This is a genomic window from Sphingomonas sp. (genome assembly GCF_040398505.1).
Classification (GTDB): domain Bacteria; phylum Pseudomonadota; class Alphaproteobacteria; order Sphingomonadales; family Sphingomonadaceae; genus Sphingomonas.
The window spans coordinates 14,023-28,723 of the sequence record NZ_JBBATX010000023.1 but is presented as its reverse complement, the minus strand read 5'-3'; the positions used below and the strand labels follow the sequence as shown (position 1 = coordinate 28,723).

Annotated in this window: 11 protein-coding genes and 1 pseudogene; 4 read left to right on the top strand and 8 right to left on the bottom strand. The window is 65.6% G+C overall.

Going from position 1 to position 14,701, the window contains the following annotated elements; all coding sequences use genetic code 11:
• Window positions 1–75 precede the first annotated feature (75 nt).
• Both ABWP09_RS05125 and ABWP09_RS05120 read right to left on the bottom strand, forming a co-directional pair.
• Window positions 76–1,074, bottom strand: coding sequence for an LLM class flavin-dependent oxidoreductase (locus ABWP09_RS05125; protein WP_353204066.1), 999 nt, complete (start codon window positions 1,072–1,074; stop codon window positions 76–78).
• A gap of 42 nt (window positions 1,075–1,116) precedes the next feature.
• Entirely contained in the window at window positions 1,117–3,489 is a 2,373-nt protein-coding gene (locus ABWP09_RS05120) for a S8 family peptidase (RefSeq protein ID WP_353204065.1), read from the bottom strand.
• A 145-nt stretch (window positions 3,490–3,634) separates the two neighbouring features.
• On the opposite strand from ABWP09_RS05120, the gene ABWP09_RS05115 reads away from it, so the two are divergent.
• The 4 genes from ABWP09_RS05115 (at window position 3,635) to ABWP09_RS05100 (ending at window position 8,273) form a co-directional block, all read left to right on the top strand.
• Window positions 3,635–4,294 (top strand): pyrimidine 5'-nucleotidase, encoded by a 660-nt coding sequence (locus tag ABWP09_RS05115; protein ID WP_353204064.1) that lies wholly within the window; start codon window positions 3,635–3,637, stop codon window positions 4,292–4,294.
• 2 nt (window positions 4,295–4,296) lie between these two features.
• On the top strand, window positions 4,297–5,118 hold the full coding sequence (dapD, locus tag ABWP09_RS05110) for a 2,3,4,5-tetrahydropyridine-2,6-dicarboxylate N-succinyltransferase (protein ID WP_353204063.1): 822 nt from the start codon (window positions 4,297–4,299) through the stop codon (window positions 5,116–5,118).
• A 135-nt stretch (window positions 5,119–5,253) separates the two neighbouring features.
• Entirely contained in the window at window positions 5,254–6,225 is a 972-nt protein-coding gene (gene glpX / locus ABWP09_RS05105) for a class II fructose-bisphosphatase (RefSeq protein ID WP_353204062.1), read from the top strand.
• A 185-nt stretch (window positions 6,226–6,410) separates the two neighbouring features.
• Window positions 6,411–8,273 carry a CocE/NonD family hydrolase gene (locus tag ABWP09_RS05100; RefSeq protein WP_353204061.1) on the top strand — a complete coding sequence of 621 codons (1,863 nt, stop codon included), beginning with the start codon at window positions 6,411–6,413 and terminating at the stop codon, window positions 8,271–8,273.
• A gap of 107 nt (window positions 8,274–8,380) precedes the next feature.
• Here ABWP09_RS05100 and ABWP09_RS05095 read toward each other — a convergent pair whose 3' ends face one another.
• The 6 genes and pseudogenes from ABWP09_RS05095 to ABWP09_RS05070 all read right to left on the bottom strand — a co-directional run.
• Entirely contained in the window at window positions 8,381–9,442 is a 1,062-nt protein-coding gene (locus ABWP09_RS05095) for an SDR family oxidoreductase (protein ID WP_353204060.1), read from the bottom strand.
• Between the two features lie 78 nt (window positions 9,443–9,520).
• Window positions 9,521–10,312: an ABC transporter permease gene (locus ABWP09_RS05090; RefSeq protein WP_353204059.1), complete on the bottom strand. Its 792-nt coding sequence runs from the start codon at window positions 10,310–10,312 to the stop codon at window positions 9,521–9,523.
• A gap of 115 nt (window positions 10,313–10,427) precedes the next feature.
• Window positions 10,428–11,348, bottom strand: coding sequence for an ABC transporter ATP-binding protein (locus tag ABWP09_RS05085; RefSeq protein WP_353204058.1), 921 nt, complete (start codon window positions 11,346–11,348; stop codon window positions 10,428–10,430).
• Between the two features lie 61 nt (window positions 11,349–11,409).
• The gene (locus ABWP09_RS05080; RefSeq protein WP_502959760.1) at window positions 11,410–12,159 is read right to left on the bottom strand and encodes a DsbA family protein; all 750 of its coding nucleotides are present in this window, start codon (window positions 12,157–12,159) and stop codon (window positions 11,410–11,412) included.
• The gene (locus ABWP09_RS05075) at window positions 12,156–13,511 is read right to left on the bottom strand and encodes a M48 family metalloprotease (RefSeq protein ID WP_353204057.1); all 1,356 of its coding nucleotides are present in this window, start codon (window positions 13,509–13,511) and stop codon (window positions 12,156–12,158) included. Before ABWP09_RS05075 ends, ABWP09_RS05080 begins: the two co-directional genes overlap by 4 nt.
• A gap of 224 nt (window positions 13,512–13,735) precedes the next feature.
• Window positions 13,736–14,701 (bottom strand): annotated as a pseudogene (locus ABWP09_RS05070) (ribonuclease E/G); the annotation flags it as partial.

The window sequence follows — 14,701 nt, the reverse complement described above, 5'->3', positions numbered from 1 at the left end:
TTGTTACGCAAGTGTAATGCACCAACGGGGACAGGGCGTCCACCATCGGATACCCCGCCTTACGCGTGCGGCTGGTCAGGCCGCAAGGGCGGGTTCGCGCAACGCGTTCGCCGTGAGCGTAAGGCTGTGCTTGCGCGCAGCGTGATCGTAGATTGAGCTGGCGATCATCAGTTCGTCGACGCCCGTGCGCGCCACGAACGCGGCGATGTCGCGCGCCACCTTCGCGGGGCCACCCACCGCCGAGCAGGACAGGACATGGTCGAGCATGGCGGCACCTTGCGGCCCAAGGCTCTCGCGATACCCCGCGACCGGCGGCGGCAATTGCCGCGGATTGCCGGTGCGCAAAGCAACGAACGCCTGCTGCTGTGAACTGGCGAGCAGCTCCGCCTCGGCATCATTATCGGCGGCGAAAACGTTGAACCCGGCCATCACGTGCGGGCGCGCGAGTGCCGCCGAGGGGCGGAAGGTGCGCCGGTAGATCTCGATCGCGGCCATCAGCGCATCGGGCGCGAAGTGCGAGGCAAAAGCATAGGGCAGACCAAGCATCGCCGCCAATTGCGCGCCGAACGTGCTCGAGCCGAGAATCCACAGCGAAACATCCGCGCCCGCGCCGGGGGTCGCTCGGATGCCGGTCTGGCCATCGTCGGCAAAATAGCTTTGCAACTCCAGCACGTCCTGCGGAAAGGCGTTGGCATCGCTGTCGAGAGTGCGCCGCATCGCCCGTGCGACGATCTGGTCCGATCCCGGCGCGCGCCCCAGCCCCAGATCGATCCGCCCCGGAAACAGCGCGTCGAGCGTGCCGAACTGTTCGGCGATCGCGAGCGGGGCGTGGTTGGGGAGCATGATCCCACCCGCGCCGACGCGGATCGTCGAGGTCGCGGCGGCAACATGACCGATCACCACCGAGGTGGCGGCACTGGCAATCCCCGCCATGCCGTGATGTTCGGCGGTCCAGTACCGCGCGAAGCCCAAACTTTCGGCATGGCGCGCAAGATCGGCGGCGTTGGCGAGCGCTTGGCCCACGGTTCCGCCTTCGACGACGGGGACAAGATCGAGCAGGGAATAGCGTGTCATATCATACCATGTGGGCATGACAGTGGCGTTTTGCTACCCATATCAGAACACCACCGACCAGCGCAGCGCCGCGCCGACATCGTCGTCAAGGCTTGCGAAATTGCCCGGATCGCGCCGCACGAAGAGATTGGTCTGCAGCGCGCCGCCCCATAACGGCCGCGAATACCGCGCCTCCATATCGATCTCGCGCCCGGTCGGGGCGAGGTTGAGATAATGCGTCGTCCATTCGCTGACCGCGAGCGTCGCGTAGTCATAATTGGTCGGCAGCCTGAGCGCGATCGCCCCGCTGGCCACGCGCAAGGGCTGGGCGATGCGCAGGCCGAAACTGTCGCCGCGCGCGAACACGCCGTCCTTGCCGAAATCAGCGGCAAAGGCGTTGGTGCGGATCAGCCCGCCACCGGTGATGCCGCCACGGACGTTCGCGCTGGTCCAGCCCTGCCGCATCGCGCCGCCGAGCGTCCAGCCGCGCCCGAAATCGAAGCGCGCCGCGCCATCGACAAACCAGCTCGTCGCGCGCGTCGCGCCCAGCGCATCGCCGAAGCGCGCGCCAAGCACGGTCGCCTGCTCGTTGAGCTGCGTCCCCGTCACCGCCAGGTTGAGCCCGCCAAAGCGGCGATCGAGCGCAAGCGACGCGCGATCATAGCCGAAGCGGCGATAGCGTCCGCGCAGCGGTAGCAGCGCCTCCGGGTCGCGCGTCAGCACGTCGCCACTTTCGATCGCTGCAGTCAGCCCGAATGCCCCGATCTGCCGCCGCAGCGCGGTCGAACTCCGAACGGCGCTGTCGAACCCGGCACCGCGCAATGGATCGCGCGCGACAAGGAAGGCGGGCTCACGCTGCCCGGCCAGTTGCGCGGTCAGCGTCGCGCCGCCCTCGGCAAAGCCGAATGCGAAGCTCGCCTTGGAGCCGAGCCGACTTGTCACCGTCCCCGCAATGGCGCGCGCGGTGAGCGCCTGATCCGAGCTGAGCAGCGTGCGCAATACAGTGGCCCCGCCGCCGCGCACCGGCGCGACCGTCAGCGCGACGCTCATCCCACCCGCTAACCCCGCCGAATAGGTCCGCGTACTGCTTTGCAGCGCGGCGGCGAGCGTCCGCGCGGCACCGCTGCGGTTGATCGTCTGCGCCAGATCGATCGCGAAGGCGCGGTCGAAGCCATCGAGGATCACCGCGCCGAGTGCGCCTTGCCGCGCATCGCCCATCGGTGCCGACAGCATCGCGTTGGACCCGAACGAGACGACCGAATGCGTGCCCGCCACGCTGCTCGTGCCGAGCGGCTGGAACGCGCGCGTCAGGTCGAGCACGCCTTGCCCGTAAACGTCGTCGACCCCCGCCGCACCGGCGTCGCGCGCCGAGGCGAACAGGATACTGACGATCTGCGCGCCGGTCAGATTGGGAAAGGCCTGCGCGAGCAACGCGACTGCGCCCGAAATCTGCGGCGCGGAAAAACTCGTGCCGCTCCACAGGAACGGCACGTTTGCCGCGTCCGGCGCGCGCACTCGCTCCCCCACCGCAGTCAGATAATGCGCCTGCGAATTGCCCGCGCGGTTGCTGAAGCTGGAGATCACGTCCGCACCCGGCGTGCGGTTATCATTGGCACCGACCGATCCTGCGATAATCACCAAACCGCGCGCTTGCGGCGTGTTGGCGACTTGCGCGAAGGGATCGGGATTGATCGCGGTCGCCGGGGTCTTGTCGAACTCGTTGCCGGCCGCGATCACGATGATGATCCCCGCCGCGGTTGCGCGGTTAATTGCGTTAACGACCGGCGTCCCGGCGGTCGATCCGCCGAGCGAAATGTTGATCACGCGCGCGCCATTGGCCACCGCGAGGTCAATGCCGCGCCCGATCGCGCTGTCGGAAAAGCTGCAGCCGCTTTCGCTCGTCGTACCCGTCGTGGCGGCACAGCTTCCTGGCGTATCGGCGCGCGCGACGACCAGCGTCGCATCGAACGCGATGCCGTGCGATCCCGCATCGTTGCGCCGCCCGGCAATGGTGAAGGCGACCGCAGTGCCATGGCCACCCTCGTCATCCACGGTCGTGCCCGATGCGACATTGGCCGAGGCCGAGGAGATGCGCGTCCCGAATTCAGCGCTCTGGAGGTCGACCCCGCTATCGACCACGCCGACCGTGACATTCGCGCCGGTCGCGCCTGCTTGATACAGCACCAGGGCATTGGCCGACACCGCCCCCACCGTCGCGCGATATTCGGCGGTGTTGTAGCCACCCGTCGGTGATGGCGTTGGGGTTGGGGTGGGGACCGGCGTGGGGGTCGGCGTCGGACTTGGCGTCGGCGTCGCGGCGACCGGCGGCGGAGTCGGGGTGCTGCCGACACCCGATCCCCCACTACAGGCGCCAACGCCGATGAACGCGACAAGCGCGACCGTCTGCGACAGCCGAATTTTCAAAGTCGCCTTCATGTCCGTCTGCCTGTTCCCTGCGCGCGTTTCGTCGCGATGATCTTGCCCGATTCCGAGCCGTCATCGCATTCCGAAGCCACCCTGTTCGATCCCGGAAAGTCCCCGCCTTGCCCCGGCCCGATGCCCGGCGTAAGGCCGCCCGCATATGCTCGCGCGTCTCACCCCGATCCGCAACTGGATATTCGACCTCGACAATACGCTATACCCGGCGAGCGCGCGGTTGTTCGATCAGATCGACGTCAAGATGGGCACCTATATCGCCGAGAAGTTCGCGGTCGATCGGCAAGAGGCGCGGCGCATCCAGAAGGGCTATTTTTACGATCACGGCACGACGCTGGCCGGGTTGATGGCCGAACATGACGTCGATCCGCACGCTTTTCTCGATTACGTCCACGATGTGGAAATGGACGTGCTCGAACACAACGCTCCGCTCGTCTCCGCGATCGCGCGGCTACCGGGGCGCAAGATCGTCTTCACCAATGCCGATACGCCTTATGCCAGCCGCGTGCTCGATCGGCTTGGGCTGGGCGAGAGCTTCGAAGCGATCCACGATATTCACGCCATGGATTTGCGCCCCAAGCCGCAGGCTTCGGCTTACGCAGGGCTGTGCGCGGCGTTCGATCTCGACCCGACGCAATCGCTGTTCGTCGAGGATATGGCGCGCAATCTGGCGCCCGCAAAGGCGATCGGGATGACGACGGTCTGGGTCGATAATGGCTCCGAACAGACCATCGACGCGGATCGCAGCTATGTCGATTTCGTCACGCAGGATCTGACCGCGTGGCTGCACGAAATCTGGGGGTGACGATGACTGATTTGCAGATGACGATCGACGCGGCGTGGGACGCGCGCGCCGAGCTTGGTTTCGCCACGACGGGCGCGGTGCGCGATGCGGTTGATACCGCGCTTGAGATGCTCGATGCGGGCACGGCGCGCGTCGCCGAGCCTGATGGTGCCGGCGGCTGGCGCGTCAATCAATGGCTGAAGAAAGCCGTGCTGCTGTCGTTCCGGCTCAACGACAACGTCATCATTCCCGGCCCCGGCGGCAGCAACTGGTTCGACAAGGTGCCCTCGAAATTCGAAGGCTGGGGCGAGAATCGCTACCGCGACGCGGGCTTCCGCAGCGTGCCGGGCAGCATCGTACGGCGCGGCGCGTTTATCGCGAAGGGCGCTGTGCTGATGCCGAGCTTCGTCAATATCGGCGGCTATGTCGGCGAGAATTCGATGATTGACGCCTGGGCGACGGTCGGCAGTTGCGCGCAGATCGGCGCCAACGTCCACATTTCCGGCGGCGCGGGAATCGGCGGCGTACTCGAACCGCTGCAGGCCGATCCGGTGATCATCGGCGACGACGCGTTTATCGGTGCGCGCAGCGAAGTGGCCGAGGGCGTCCGCGTCGGCGAAGGCGCGGTGCTGTCGATGGGGGTGTATCTCGGTGCCTCGACCAAGATCATCGACCGCGCGACCGGCGAAGTGTTTCGCGGCGAAGTCCCGCCTTATGCAGTGGTGGTGCCGGGCAGCATCGGCGGCGGCGATGGCAAGCCGGCACTCTATTGCGCCGTGATCGTCAAGCGCGTGGATGCACAGACGCGCAGCAAGACCAGCATCAACGAATTGCTGCGGGACTAGTCTGTTCTTCTCCTTTCTTGTTCCCCTCCCGCTTGCGGGAGGGGTTAGGGGAGGGCAGTGACAATTTGGACAACCTATCGATTCCCCTCCCCCGACCCCTCCCGCAAGCGGGAGGGGAGAGAAAAGGACCAACCCATGACCACCGACCGCTCGCAAACGCTCGACCGCGTCCTCGTGCTCGAAATGGTCCGCGTGACCGAGGCGGCGGCGATCGCGGCCTCCACCCTCACCGGGCGTGGCGATGAGAAGGCGGCCGATGCCGCCGCGGTCGATGCGATGCGCACCGCGCTCAACTCGCTCTACATGGACGGCACCGTCGTGATCGGCGAGGGCGAGCGCGACGAAGCGCCGATGCTGTTCATCGGCGAAAAGGTCGGATCAGCGATCGGCAAGGGCCCCAAGATCGACATCGCGCTCGATCCGCTTGAAGGCACGACGATCTGCGCGACCGCCGGGCCGAATGCGCTCGCGGTGCTGGCGATCGCCGAGGAAGGCGGGCTGCTCAACGCCCCCGACGTGTATATGGACAAGATCGCGTGCGGCCCGGGCTACCCCGAAGGTATCATCGATCTCGACAAATCGCCGACCGAGAACGTCACCGCGCTCGCCGCCGCCAAGGGCGTGAAGCCGTCGGAGATCATCGCCTGCGTGCTCGATCGCCCGCGCCACAGCAAGATCATCGCCGAACTCCGCGCACTCGGCTGCGGCATCATGCTGATCGGCGATGGTGATGTCGCGGGCGTGATCGCGACGACCAACCCCGACACCACGATCGACATCTATATGGGCCAGGGCGGCGCGCCCGAGGGCGTGCTGGCCTGCGCGGCGCTGCGCTGCGTCGGCGGGCAGTTCAAGGGCCGCTTGCTGTTCCGCAACGATGACGAGCGCGCGCGCGCCGCGAAATGGGGCGTGACCGATCTCGACAAGCAATATGACCTGACCGAGCTGGCGCGCGGCGACTGTATCTTCGCGGCCACCGGCGTGACCGACGGGTCGCTGCTGGCAGGCGTCAAGCGCAAGGGCAAGATCATGACGACCGAAAGCGTGGTGATGCGCGCGAGCTCGGGCACGGTGCGCTGGGTCAAGGGCGAACACCGGATCGGGTGATACGTCCCACGCTTCCCCGGCGAAGGCCGGGGCCCAGTCGCGCACGCTCAGTACATTGAGCGAGCCTCCACAAATTTCGTCATGCCGGACTTGTTCCGGCATCCACCGTGCAGCACACTCGACGTCCGCAATGTGCGGCACAGTGGACCCCGGCACGAGGCCGGGGTGACGATTAGGAATGGCGGATGCGCAAACTCGCGATACTTCTGGCGGCGACCACGGCCCTCCTCCCGCTCTCGCTAACCGCCGCCCGCCCGCAAACACCGCCCCCCGCCCCCGCCCAGCAATCGCCCTTCATCTTCGAAAAGGTGATGGTGCCGATGCGCGACGGCGCGAAGATGGAGACGGTGATACTGCGGCCGCGCGGGGCAACCGGGCCGTTGCCGATCCTGTTCCAGCGCACGCCCTATGGCATACCGCAAGCGGCTCCGCCGACCATCCCCGGCAGCTGGAAGAGCTTGGTCGACGACGGCTATGTCTTCGTGTTCCAGTCGATGCGCGGGCGCTTCGGATCGGACGGCGTCTTCACGCTATCGACCGCGGCCCATCCGACTAATCCCAAAGCGGTCGATGAAGCGACCGATGCCTATGACAGCATCGATTGGCTGGTGAAGCATGTGCCCGACACCAACGGCAAGGTCGGCATGTGGGGCGTGTCCTACCCCGGCTTCGCCGCCGCCGTCGCTTTGGTCCACCCACATCATGCGCTGAAGGCGGTCAGCCCGCAAGCGGCGTGGATCGATTATTGGCAGAATGACGATCTCCACCGGAACGGCGCGCTGCGGCTGAGCTATGTCGCTGACTGGGTCTATTCGCTGCAACAGACCAAGGAATCGCTCGAGGATTTCCCGTATGACAGCGTCGATACCTACGAATCGCTGCTGAAGATCGGCACGCTGGAGGGCCTCGATAAAGGGTATTTCAAGGGCAAGATCCCGATGGCGACGGCGCTGCTCGACCATCCCAACCACGAGAGCTTCTACACCGACCAGAATTGGCAGAAGGCACTCGGCAAGACGACGGTCCCGACGCTCAACGTCGCGGGCTTCTGGGATCAGGAGGACCCGTGGGGCTCCTGGCAAATCTACGCCAAGCAACAGCAGAACGACCCCGATCATTTGAGCGTGATGGTCGCGGGGCCGTGGGCGCATGGCACGTGGCAGGGCAAGATGGACATGCTCGGCCACATTCCGCTCGGCCGCGACACCGGTGCCGAATTCCGCGAGCAGATCCAGACGCCGTTCTTTCGCTACTGGCTGCACGGCACGGGGGCCAAGCCCGATTACCACGCGCGCATCCTGCAATCGGGATCGAACGTGTGGAAGAGCTACGCCAATTGGCCGCCCAAGGGGACGACCGCGACCAGCCTGTATTTGCGCGCCGACGGTTCTCTGAGCTTCGAGGCACCCCCCGCCGGTGAGGCGTGCCGCGATTATGTGTCGGACCCGGCCAACCCGGTGCCGAACCGCGAACGCCCGATCTCGCCGACCTATCCGCGGCCCGAATGGCGCTGGTGGGAATCCGCCGATCAGCGCTTCGTCGATCACCGACCCGATGTGCTGAGCTACACGTCCGCGCCGCTCCCCGCCGATCTGACGGTGACGGGTGCGCTCGCGGCGCAATTGCAGGCCTCGACCAGCGGCACCGACAGCGATTTTGTCGTCAAGCTGATCGACGTGCTGCCCGAGGATTATGCCAAGTTCGAGGGAAACGCCCCGCTCGGCGCCTATCCGCGGCAGCTGAACGGCTATCAATGGCCGATCGCGATGGACGTGCGGCGCGGGCGCTTCCTGGCATCGGATACCAAGCCGCAAGAGCTGGTGCCGGGCAAAGTGACGACCTGGGACGTCCCCTTGCGCGACCACGACCATGTCTTCCAAAAGGGCCACCGCATCATGGTGCAAATCCAGTCGAGCTGGTTCCCGGTGATCGACCGCAATCCCCAGAGCTTCGTCCCCAATATCGGTCGCGCCAAACCGGGGGATTTCGTCAAGGCGACGCAAAAGGTCTGCGCGGGATCGAAGATCGAGCTGCCCGTGATGCGCTAATTCCCTCTCCCTTTGGGAGAGGGAGGGAGGAGCGAAGCGACGGAAGGGTGAGGGTGATCGCTGGCGAGGTAACCCTCACCCTTCCCGCTCCCCAAGGGAGAGCGAGTTCAGGGAATGATCCGCTCCGCGCGCAATTCGCGGAACAGGTCGAAAAACGCGTCGTCGGTCGCCTGATACGCCGGGAACCCCATCCGCCGGCTCTTCGACATGTCGGTGACGACCTCGACCGGGCGCCCGAGATCGGCATCGGTGTGCCAGGGCGAGGCGAGCCGCGCCAGATCCGGCTCGGCGAGTCCGTCGCGTGCTGCGATGTCGCGCCACACCCCGGTATCATCCGCCATCTGCTCCGCGAGCGTCAGCACGCTGCCATCGAACGGCGCTGGCTCAAGCCCAAACCAGTCGGCGATGCGCGCCCACATCCAGCTCCAGCGGAACACGTCGCCATCGACGATGTTGAACGCCTGGTTCGCCGCCGCGGGGGTTTCGGCGGCCCACAGCAGATGCTGCGCGAGCTGTCGCGCGTCGGTCATGTCAGTGAGGCCGTTCCATTGCACCGCTGAGCCCGGGAACCGGAACGGTCGGCCAAGTTCGCGGCATAACGTGGCATAGACGGCGAGCGTCGTGCCCATGTTCATGGCATTGCCGACCGCCTTGCCGATGACGGTGTGCGGGCGGTGGACGCTCCAGGTGAAGCCGTCGCGCGCGGCGGCGGCGAACACCTCATCCTCCTGCGCATAATAGAAATTCTCGACGTTGAGCCGCGCCTGCTCCTCGCGGAACGGCGTTTGCGGCAACACGCCCTTTCCATAAGCCTCGAACGGCCCGAGATAATGTTTGAGGCCAGTGACGAGCGCAACGTGCCGCGGTCGCGCGCCCGCGCGCAAACCGTCGAGCAGGTTGCGCACCATGGCCGCGTTGACGCGGATGTTCTCGGCCTCGCTATCCTGCCGCAGCCACGTCGTGATGAAGACCGCGTCGACGTTGAGGTCGGCGAGCGCCGTCTTGGTCGCGGTGGCGTCCTGCAGATCTGCACCCACGGGCGAGACGCCGGCCTGCTGCGTTGCGCGCCGCGCAAGGCCGTGCACGCTCCACCCCTGATCGACGAGCAGCCGCGCCGTCGCGCTGCCGACGATGCCACTCGCCCCCACTACCAATGCGGTCTTGGTCATCGTTCTGCTCCCGGGGACAAGCGACGTGGTCCGCGTCGTTGCGGCTTAGCGAACCACGCAGCCGCTTGTTCCCTCGGGTCAGTTCTTCAGCCGCCAGCCGGTCCGGAAAATCCACGAAATCACGCCGAGGCACGCGACCAGGAACAGCGCGGTCACGCCAAGGCTGATCGCCACCGGCACATCGCCCCGCCCGAAAAACGCCCAGCGGAAGCCGCTGATCAGATACACGACCGGGTTGAACAGGCTGATCGTGTGCCACGGCTCGGGCAGGACGCTGATCGGATAGAAGGATCCGCCGAGAAAGGTCAGCGGCGTGACCAGCAAGGCGGGTACGAAGTTCAATTGCTCGAACCCCTTGGCCCACACCCCGATGATGAAGCCGAACAGGCTGAACGCCACGCTGGTGAGCAGCAGGAACGCGAGCATCGCGAACGGATGGACGATGTGCAGCGACACGAACAGCGATGCCGTGCCGAGGATGATCAGCCCGAGCACGATCGACTTGGTCGCCGCCGCCCCGACAAAGCCAACCACCAGCTCCATCGGTGAGACGGGCGCCGAGAGCAGTTCGAACATCGTGCCGGTAAATTTGGGGAAATAGATCCCGATCGAGGCATTGGAGATGCTTTGCGTCAGCAGCGACAGCATGATCAGCCCCGGCACGATGAACGCCCCGTACGGCACGCCATCGACTTGCTTGATCTGCGAGCCGAGCGCGCCGCCGAACACCACGAAATAGAGCGAGGTGGTGATGACGGGGGTCACGAGGCTCTGCCACAGCGTGCGCAGCGCGCGCGCCATTTCGAAGCGATAGATCGCCCAAATGCCGTGGGTGTTGATCGCGGGGGCCTTGGTAGATGCGGTGGTCATGCCTGAAACATCCCACAAACCGTTCGCCCTGAGCCTGTCGAAGGGCACGTTGCCACAAGGGTTCCGCGTGAGGAGAGGGCTGCTTCGACAAGCTCAGCACGAACGGAATTAAGGTTCATGCCGCCTGCTCCTGCTCGACCAGACCGACGAAAATATCCTCAAGGCTCGATTTCGAGGTTTCGAGGTCGCGATAGCCAATGCCGAGCCCGCCCAGTTTGGCGAGTAATTCTGGAATATGTTCGTCCTCGGCATTGAAGCTGTAGACCAATTGCCCCTCCTCCAGCTTCACATCCCAACCGGCGAGCTCGGGCGGGATCGCGGCGATCGGCGCCGACAGCGTGATCCGCATCTGGCGCTTGCCGAGCTTCTTCATCAGCGCCGCTTTGTCCTCAACGAGGATCAGCTTGCCCTTGTCGATCACGCCGACGCGATCGGCCATCTCCTCGGCTTCCTCGATGTAATGCGTCGTCAGGATGATCGTGGTGCCGCCCGCGCGCAGGCGGTGGACGAGCTTCCACATGTCGCGCCGCAGCGCGACGTCGACACCGGCGGTCGGCTCGTCGAGAAACAGGATGTCGGGTTCATGGGCCAGCGCCTTGGCAATCAGCACGCGGCGCTTCATCCCGCCCGACAGCTCCATGATCTTGGCATGGCGCTTGTCCCACAGCGACAGGTCGCGCAGCACTTGCTCGATATGCGCGTCGTGCGCCGACCGGCCGAACAGGCGGCGGCTGAACTTCACCGTGGCGAGCACGGTTTCGAACATGTCGACTGACAGTTCCTGCGGCACGAGGCCGATGACGCGGCGCGCGCTCTTGAAATCGGTCAGCGCATTGTGCCCCATGACGGTAATCGTCCCGGTCGAGGGCGTCACGATGCCGCAAATGATGCTGATCAGCGTCGTCTTGCCCGCGCCATTGGGCCCGAGCAGCGCGAAAATCTCACCGCGACGAATGTCGAGATCGACCGGATAGAGCGCGCGCTGGCCCGAGGCGTAGGTCTTCGACACGCCCGCAACCGAAAGAATGGTGTCCATCAAGTCCCCGTTTCTGCTGGGGAGATAAGATCGGTGCCGCGCCGCAACAAGCAGCGGATGCCTATCTCCCCGCGCGCGCCGCCGCGACGGCCTTTTGCAGTTCCTCCAGCGGCAGCGCCGACGACACCACCTTGCGCCCGATCACCCAGCTTGGCGTACCGGTCAGGCCAAGCTTCTGCGCCATCGCTTCATTGGCGGCGATCTCCGCCTGTGCGCGCGGCGCAAAGGCCGCGGCGCGCGCCAAGTCAAGTCCGGCCCGCCGTGCCGCCGTGGCGATGCTCGGTGCGGTGACCGGGCCACCGGCATAGAGCGCATCATGAAATGCCTGGAACTTGCCTTGCTCGGCCGCGGCAAGGCTCATCTTGGCGGCATCGACGCTCGATTGCGCCAGGATCGGGAATTCGCGGTAGACGATGCGGACCTTGGGATCACTTTTCAACAGCGCTGCCACGGCCGGCAAGCTGGCGCGGCAATAGCCGCAATTATAATCGAAATATTCAACCAGCGTGACGTCGGCAGCCGGGTTGCCGGCCCAAGCGCTACCGAACGGCGCTTCGATCGCCGTGCGGTTGGCGCTTGCCACCATCGCGGCGCGGCTGCCGCGCGCAGCGGTTTCGCGGTCCTGCAACGTTTGCATCGCTTCGGGCAGGATTTCGGGATGGGCGAAGAGGTAATCGTGGACGACGCGCTCGATCCGGCTGCGATCGGCGGTATCGACTTGCGCGGGCGCATAGGCCTGCACCGAGAGCATTCCGACCACACCCAAAGCAACACCGAGTGCCGCGACCAGCATAAGGACCAAGCGGCTCATCGGCGTTTCTTATAGGTCTTGGGGTCGTCGTCCATCTCATTTTGTGCGGAGAGGGCGATGTCCTGCGCGCGGATCCAGTCGACGCTGTTGGCGGGCAAGCCCTGCAAGGCACCGCGCGCGCGATAGGCGGCGTTGCGCAGATCCCCGGTCAGGCTGGCTTGCTCGGCTGAGGCGAGCAAGGCGCGCGGCTGATCGCCCGATGCCTCATAGACGGTGCCGAGCTGATACCAGGCGAACGGGTTGTCATCGTCGCGCGCGACCGCCTGACGCAATACCGTGATCGCCTCGGGATAGTTGGCCTTGTCTTCGGTCGCGATCAGCGCGTGGCCAAAGGTCGTCGCGATCAGCGGGGAATTACGCGACAGCTCGGTCGCCTCGCGCAGCGGGCCGAGCGCCTGGTGCGGTTTTCCCGCCTCCAGCAGAATTTGCCCCTGGATTTCGAGGAAATACGGGTCGTGCGGTGCTGCTTTCAGCAAAGCGCTCGATTCGGCATCGGCTTTCTCAGGATAGCCCGATTTATGCCACGCATAGGCGCGCGCATAATGCGCATACACGCTCTGATCTTCCTCGGGATAGATATTGAGCGTGGTCTTGGGATCGGCGACATAGCCGAGCAGCTTCGCCTTCACGCGCTTGAAGCGCTCCTCCAGCGCGGGATCGGGCCTGGTATTATATGAGGGCGACGCGATCACATCGGCAGCGAGTGTGACGATGCGTTCCCCCGATAGCGGATGGCTTTGCGCAAAGGGGTCGATATTCTTCAACCCGTAAGCATATTCCTGGCTCTGCAACTTCTTGAAGAAGGTCAGCATCCCCTTGCCGCTGATCCCGGCTTCGCGCAGGAATTTGAGCCCGGTCGCATCCGCCGTCGATTCCTGGACGCGGCTATAGGCGAGGAATTTGCCCTGCGCCGCGGTCGTGCCGGCCGAGAGGATCCCCGCGCCTGCCTCGGGCGAACCCGCCGCGATCGCCGCGACGCCGAGCACCATGCTGAGAATCTGAATGGCGAGCGCAGGTTTCGCGCCGGAATCCTGCAAAATGACATGCCCGTCGGCGACATGGCCGAGTTCGTGCGCGATGACGCCCTGCACTTGATTGGCATTGTCCGCCGCCTGGATCAGGCCCGAATGGACATAGACGGTCTGCCCGCCCGCGGTGAAGGCATTGATCGAATCGTCGTTGATCAAGACAATGCGGACAGTGTTGGGCGATAGCCCGGCCGCGAGAATGAGCGGACGCGACATGTCGTCAAACATCGCCTCGGTCTCGGCATCGCGCAGAATCGACTGTGCCGCAACGGGTTGCACCCACAGAAGGAGAGAGGCCGCGAGTCCCGCGAAGAGGCGCTTCATCGCCGACATATCGCCGAATTTTCCCGTTGGAGCAATCGTGCGTGCGGTGCGGTGAAGTGGCTGAACGGCGCGTGAAGGACGGCCCTTTAGCGGAAGCGCTTCCCCGGCGAAGGCCGGGGCCCAGTTGCGATGTCGTATGAGCAGACGATGGATTCGACTGTTCAGGTCTCGCAACTGGGCCCCGGCCTCCGCCGCGGAAGGTTAGGGCGATCGGCTCGTGTCGTTCAAGCCCCGAAGGTACGCTGCCACCAGCCGCGCCGCGGGCTGCCGGCTTCGCCCGGATCAGGGTCGATCGCACCGGTCGGCGTTGCAGCTTCCATTGCTTCCGCCGGACCCGCCGCAACGGTTTCGGCGACGAGCGCAACGGCAGGGGCCTCCCCTTCGGCTTCGACCAGGGCTGCCGCCTCGGCCGCGGCGGCTTTCGGCTTGCGCGTACGCTTGGGCTTTGGCGCCGGTTCTTCCGAAACCGGCACGTCCATCATCGCGCTGCTGGCCTCGGCCGCGGCCTCGACTGGCGCAGCTTCAACGACTGCATCCGCAACCGGCTTGGCTTTGGCGCGACGGCTGCGCTTCGGTTTGGCGTCGGCATCCGCATCCGCATCAGCCTGAGCCTCCTCGGCAGGTTCGGCGACCGGAGCCGCTTTCTTTGCGGGGGCAGCCTTCGGCTCGGCATCGCGCGCACGGGGACGACGACGGCCCTTCTTGGGTGCCTCGACCTCGACCTCGGTTTCGGCGACCGCTTCGCTGACCGCGACGACGGTTTCGTCGATCGGGGCGTCGACCGGGGTTTCGCCCGTATCGGCACCGGTCTGCTCGCCACCGGCTTGCTCGCCTTCGGTGCGACGACCGCCACGACGACCGCGCCGACCACGACGGCGACGACCACCTTCGCCAGTGCCCTCACCGGCTTCAGCCTCTTCGGACGGGGCCGGGGCTTCTGCACCCTCTTCCAATTCGGCCGAATCGACGATCTCGCGCTCTTCGCCCTCGACGCCGCTCTGCTCGCCCTCGGCACCCTCGCCTTCGGGCCGCGCACGACCCCGGCGTCCGCGACGACGGCGACGGCGACGCGAGCTGCCCTCATCGTCACCCGCCGCTGCCGTTTCTGGCCGGTCACCGCGCGGTTCGCGCGGTTCGCGCGGTTCGCGGGGGCCACGCGGCTGCTCGACTTCTTCTTCCTCAATCTCGTC

Bases quoted from the DNA above. Each gene is read 5' to 3' on its own strand.
- glpX (WP_353204062.1), top strand. From the start codon at position 5,254: ATGACCACCGACCGCTCGCAAACGCTCGACCGCGTCCTCGTGCTCGAA.
- ABWP09_RS05125 (WP_353204066.1), bottom strand. From the start codon at position 1,074: ATGACACGCTATTCCCTGCTCGATCTTGTCCCCGTCGTCGAAGGCGGA.
- ABWP09_RS05075 (WP_353204057.1), bottom strand. From the start codon at position 13,511: ATGAAGCGCCTCTTCGCGGGACTCGCGGCCTCTCTCCTTCTGTGGGTG.
- ABWP09_RS05090 (WP_353204059.1), bottom strand. From the start codon at position 10,312: ATGACCACCGCATCTACCAAGGCCCCCGCGATCAACACCCACGGCATT.
- ABWP09_RS05085 (WP_353204058.1), bottom strand. From the start codon at position 11,348: ATGGACACCATTCTTTCGGTTGCGGGCGTGTCGAAGACCTACGCCTCG.
- ABWP09_RS05115 (WP_353204064.1), top strand. From the start codon at position 3,635: ATGCTCGCGCGTCTCACCCCGATCCGCAACTGGATATTCGACCTCGAC.
- ABWP09_RS05100 (WP_353204061.1), top strand. From the start codon at position 6,411: ATGCGCAAACTCGCGATACTTCTGGCGGCGACCACGGCCCTCCTCCCG.
- ABWP09_RS05095 (WP_353204060.1), bottom strand. From the start codon at position 9,442: ATGACCAAGACCGCATTGGTAGTGGGGGCGAGTGGCATCGTCGGCAGC.
- ABWP09_RS05120 (WP_353204065.1), bottom strand. From the start codon at position 3,489: ATGAAGGCGACTTTGAAAATTCGGCTGTCGCAGACGGTCGCGCTTGTC.
- ABWP09_RS05080 (WP_502959760.1), bottom strand. From the start codon at position 12,159: ATGAGCCGCTTGGTCCTTATGCTGGTCGCGGCACTCGGTGTTGCTTTG.
- dapD (WP_353204063.1), top strand. From the start codon at position 4,297: ATGACTGATTTGCAGATGACGATCGACGCGGCGTGGGACGCGCGCGCC.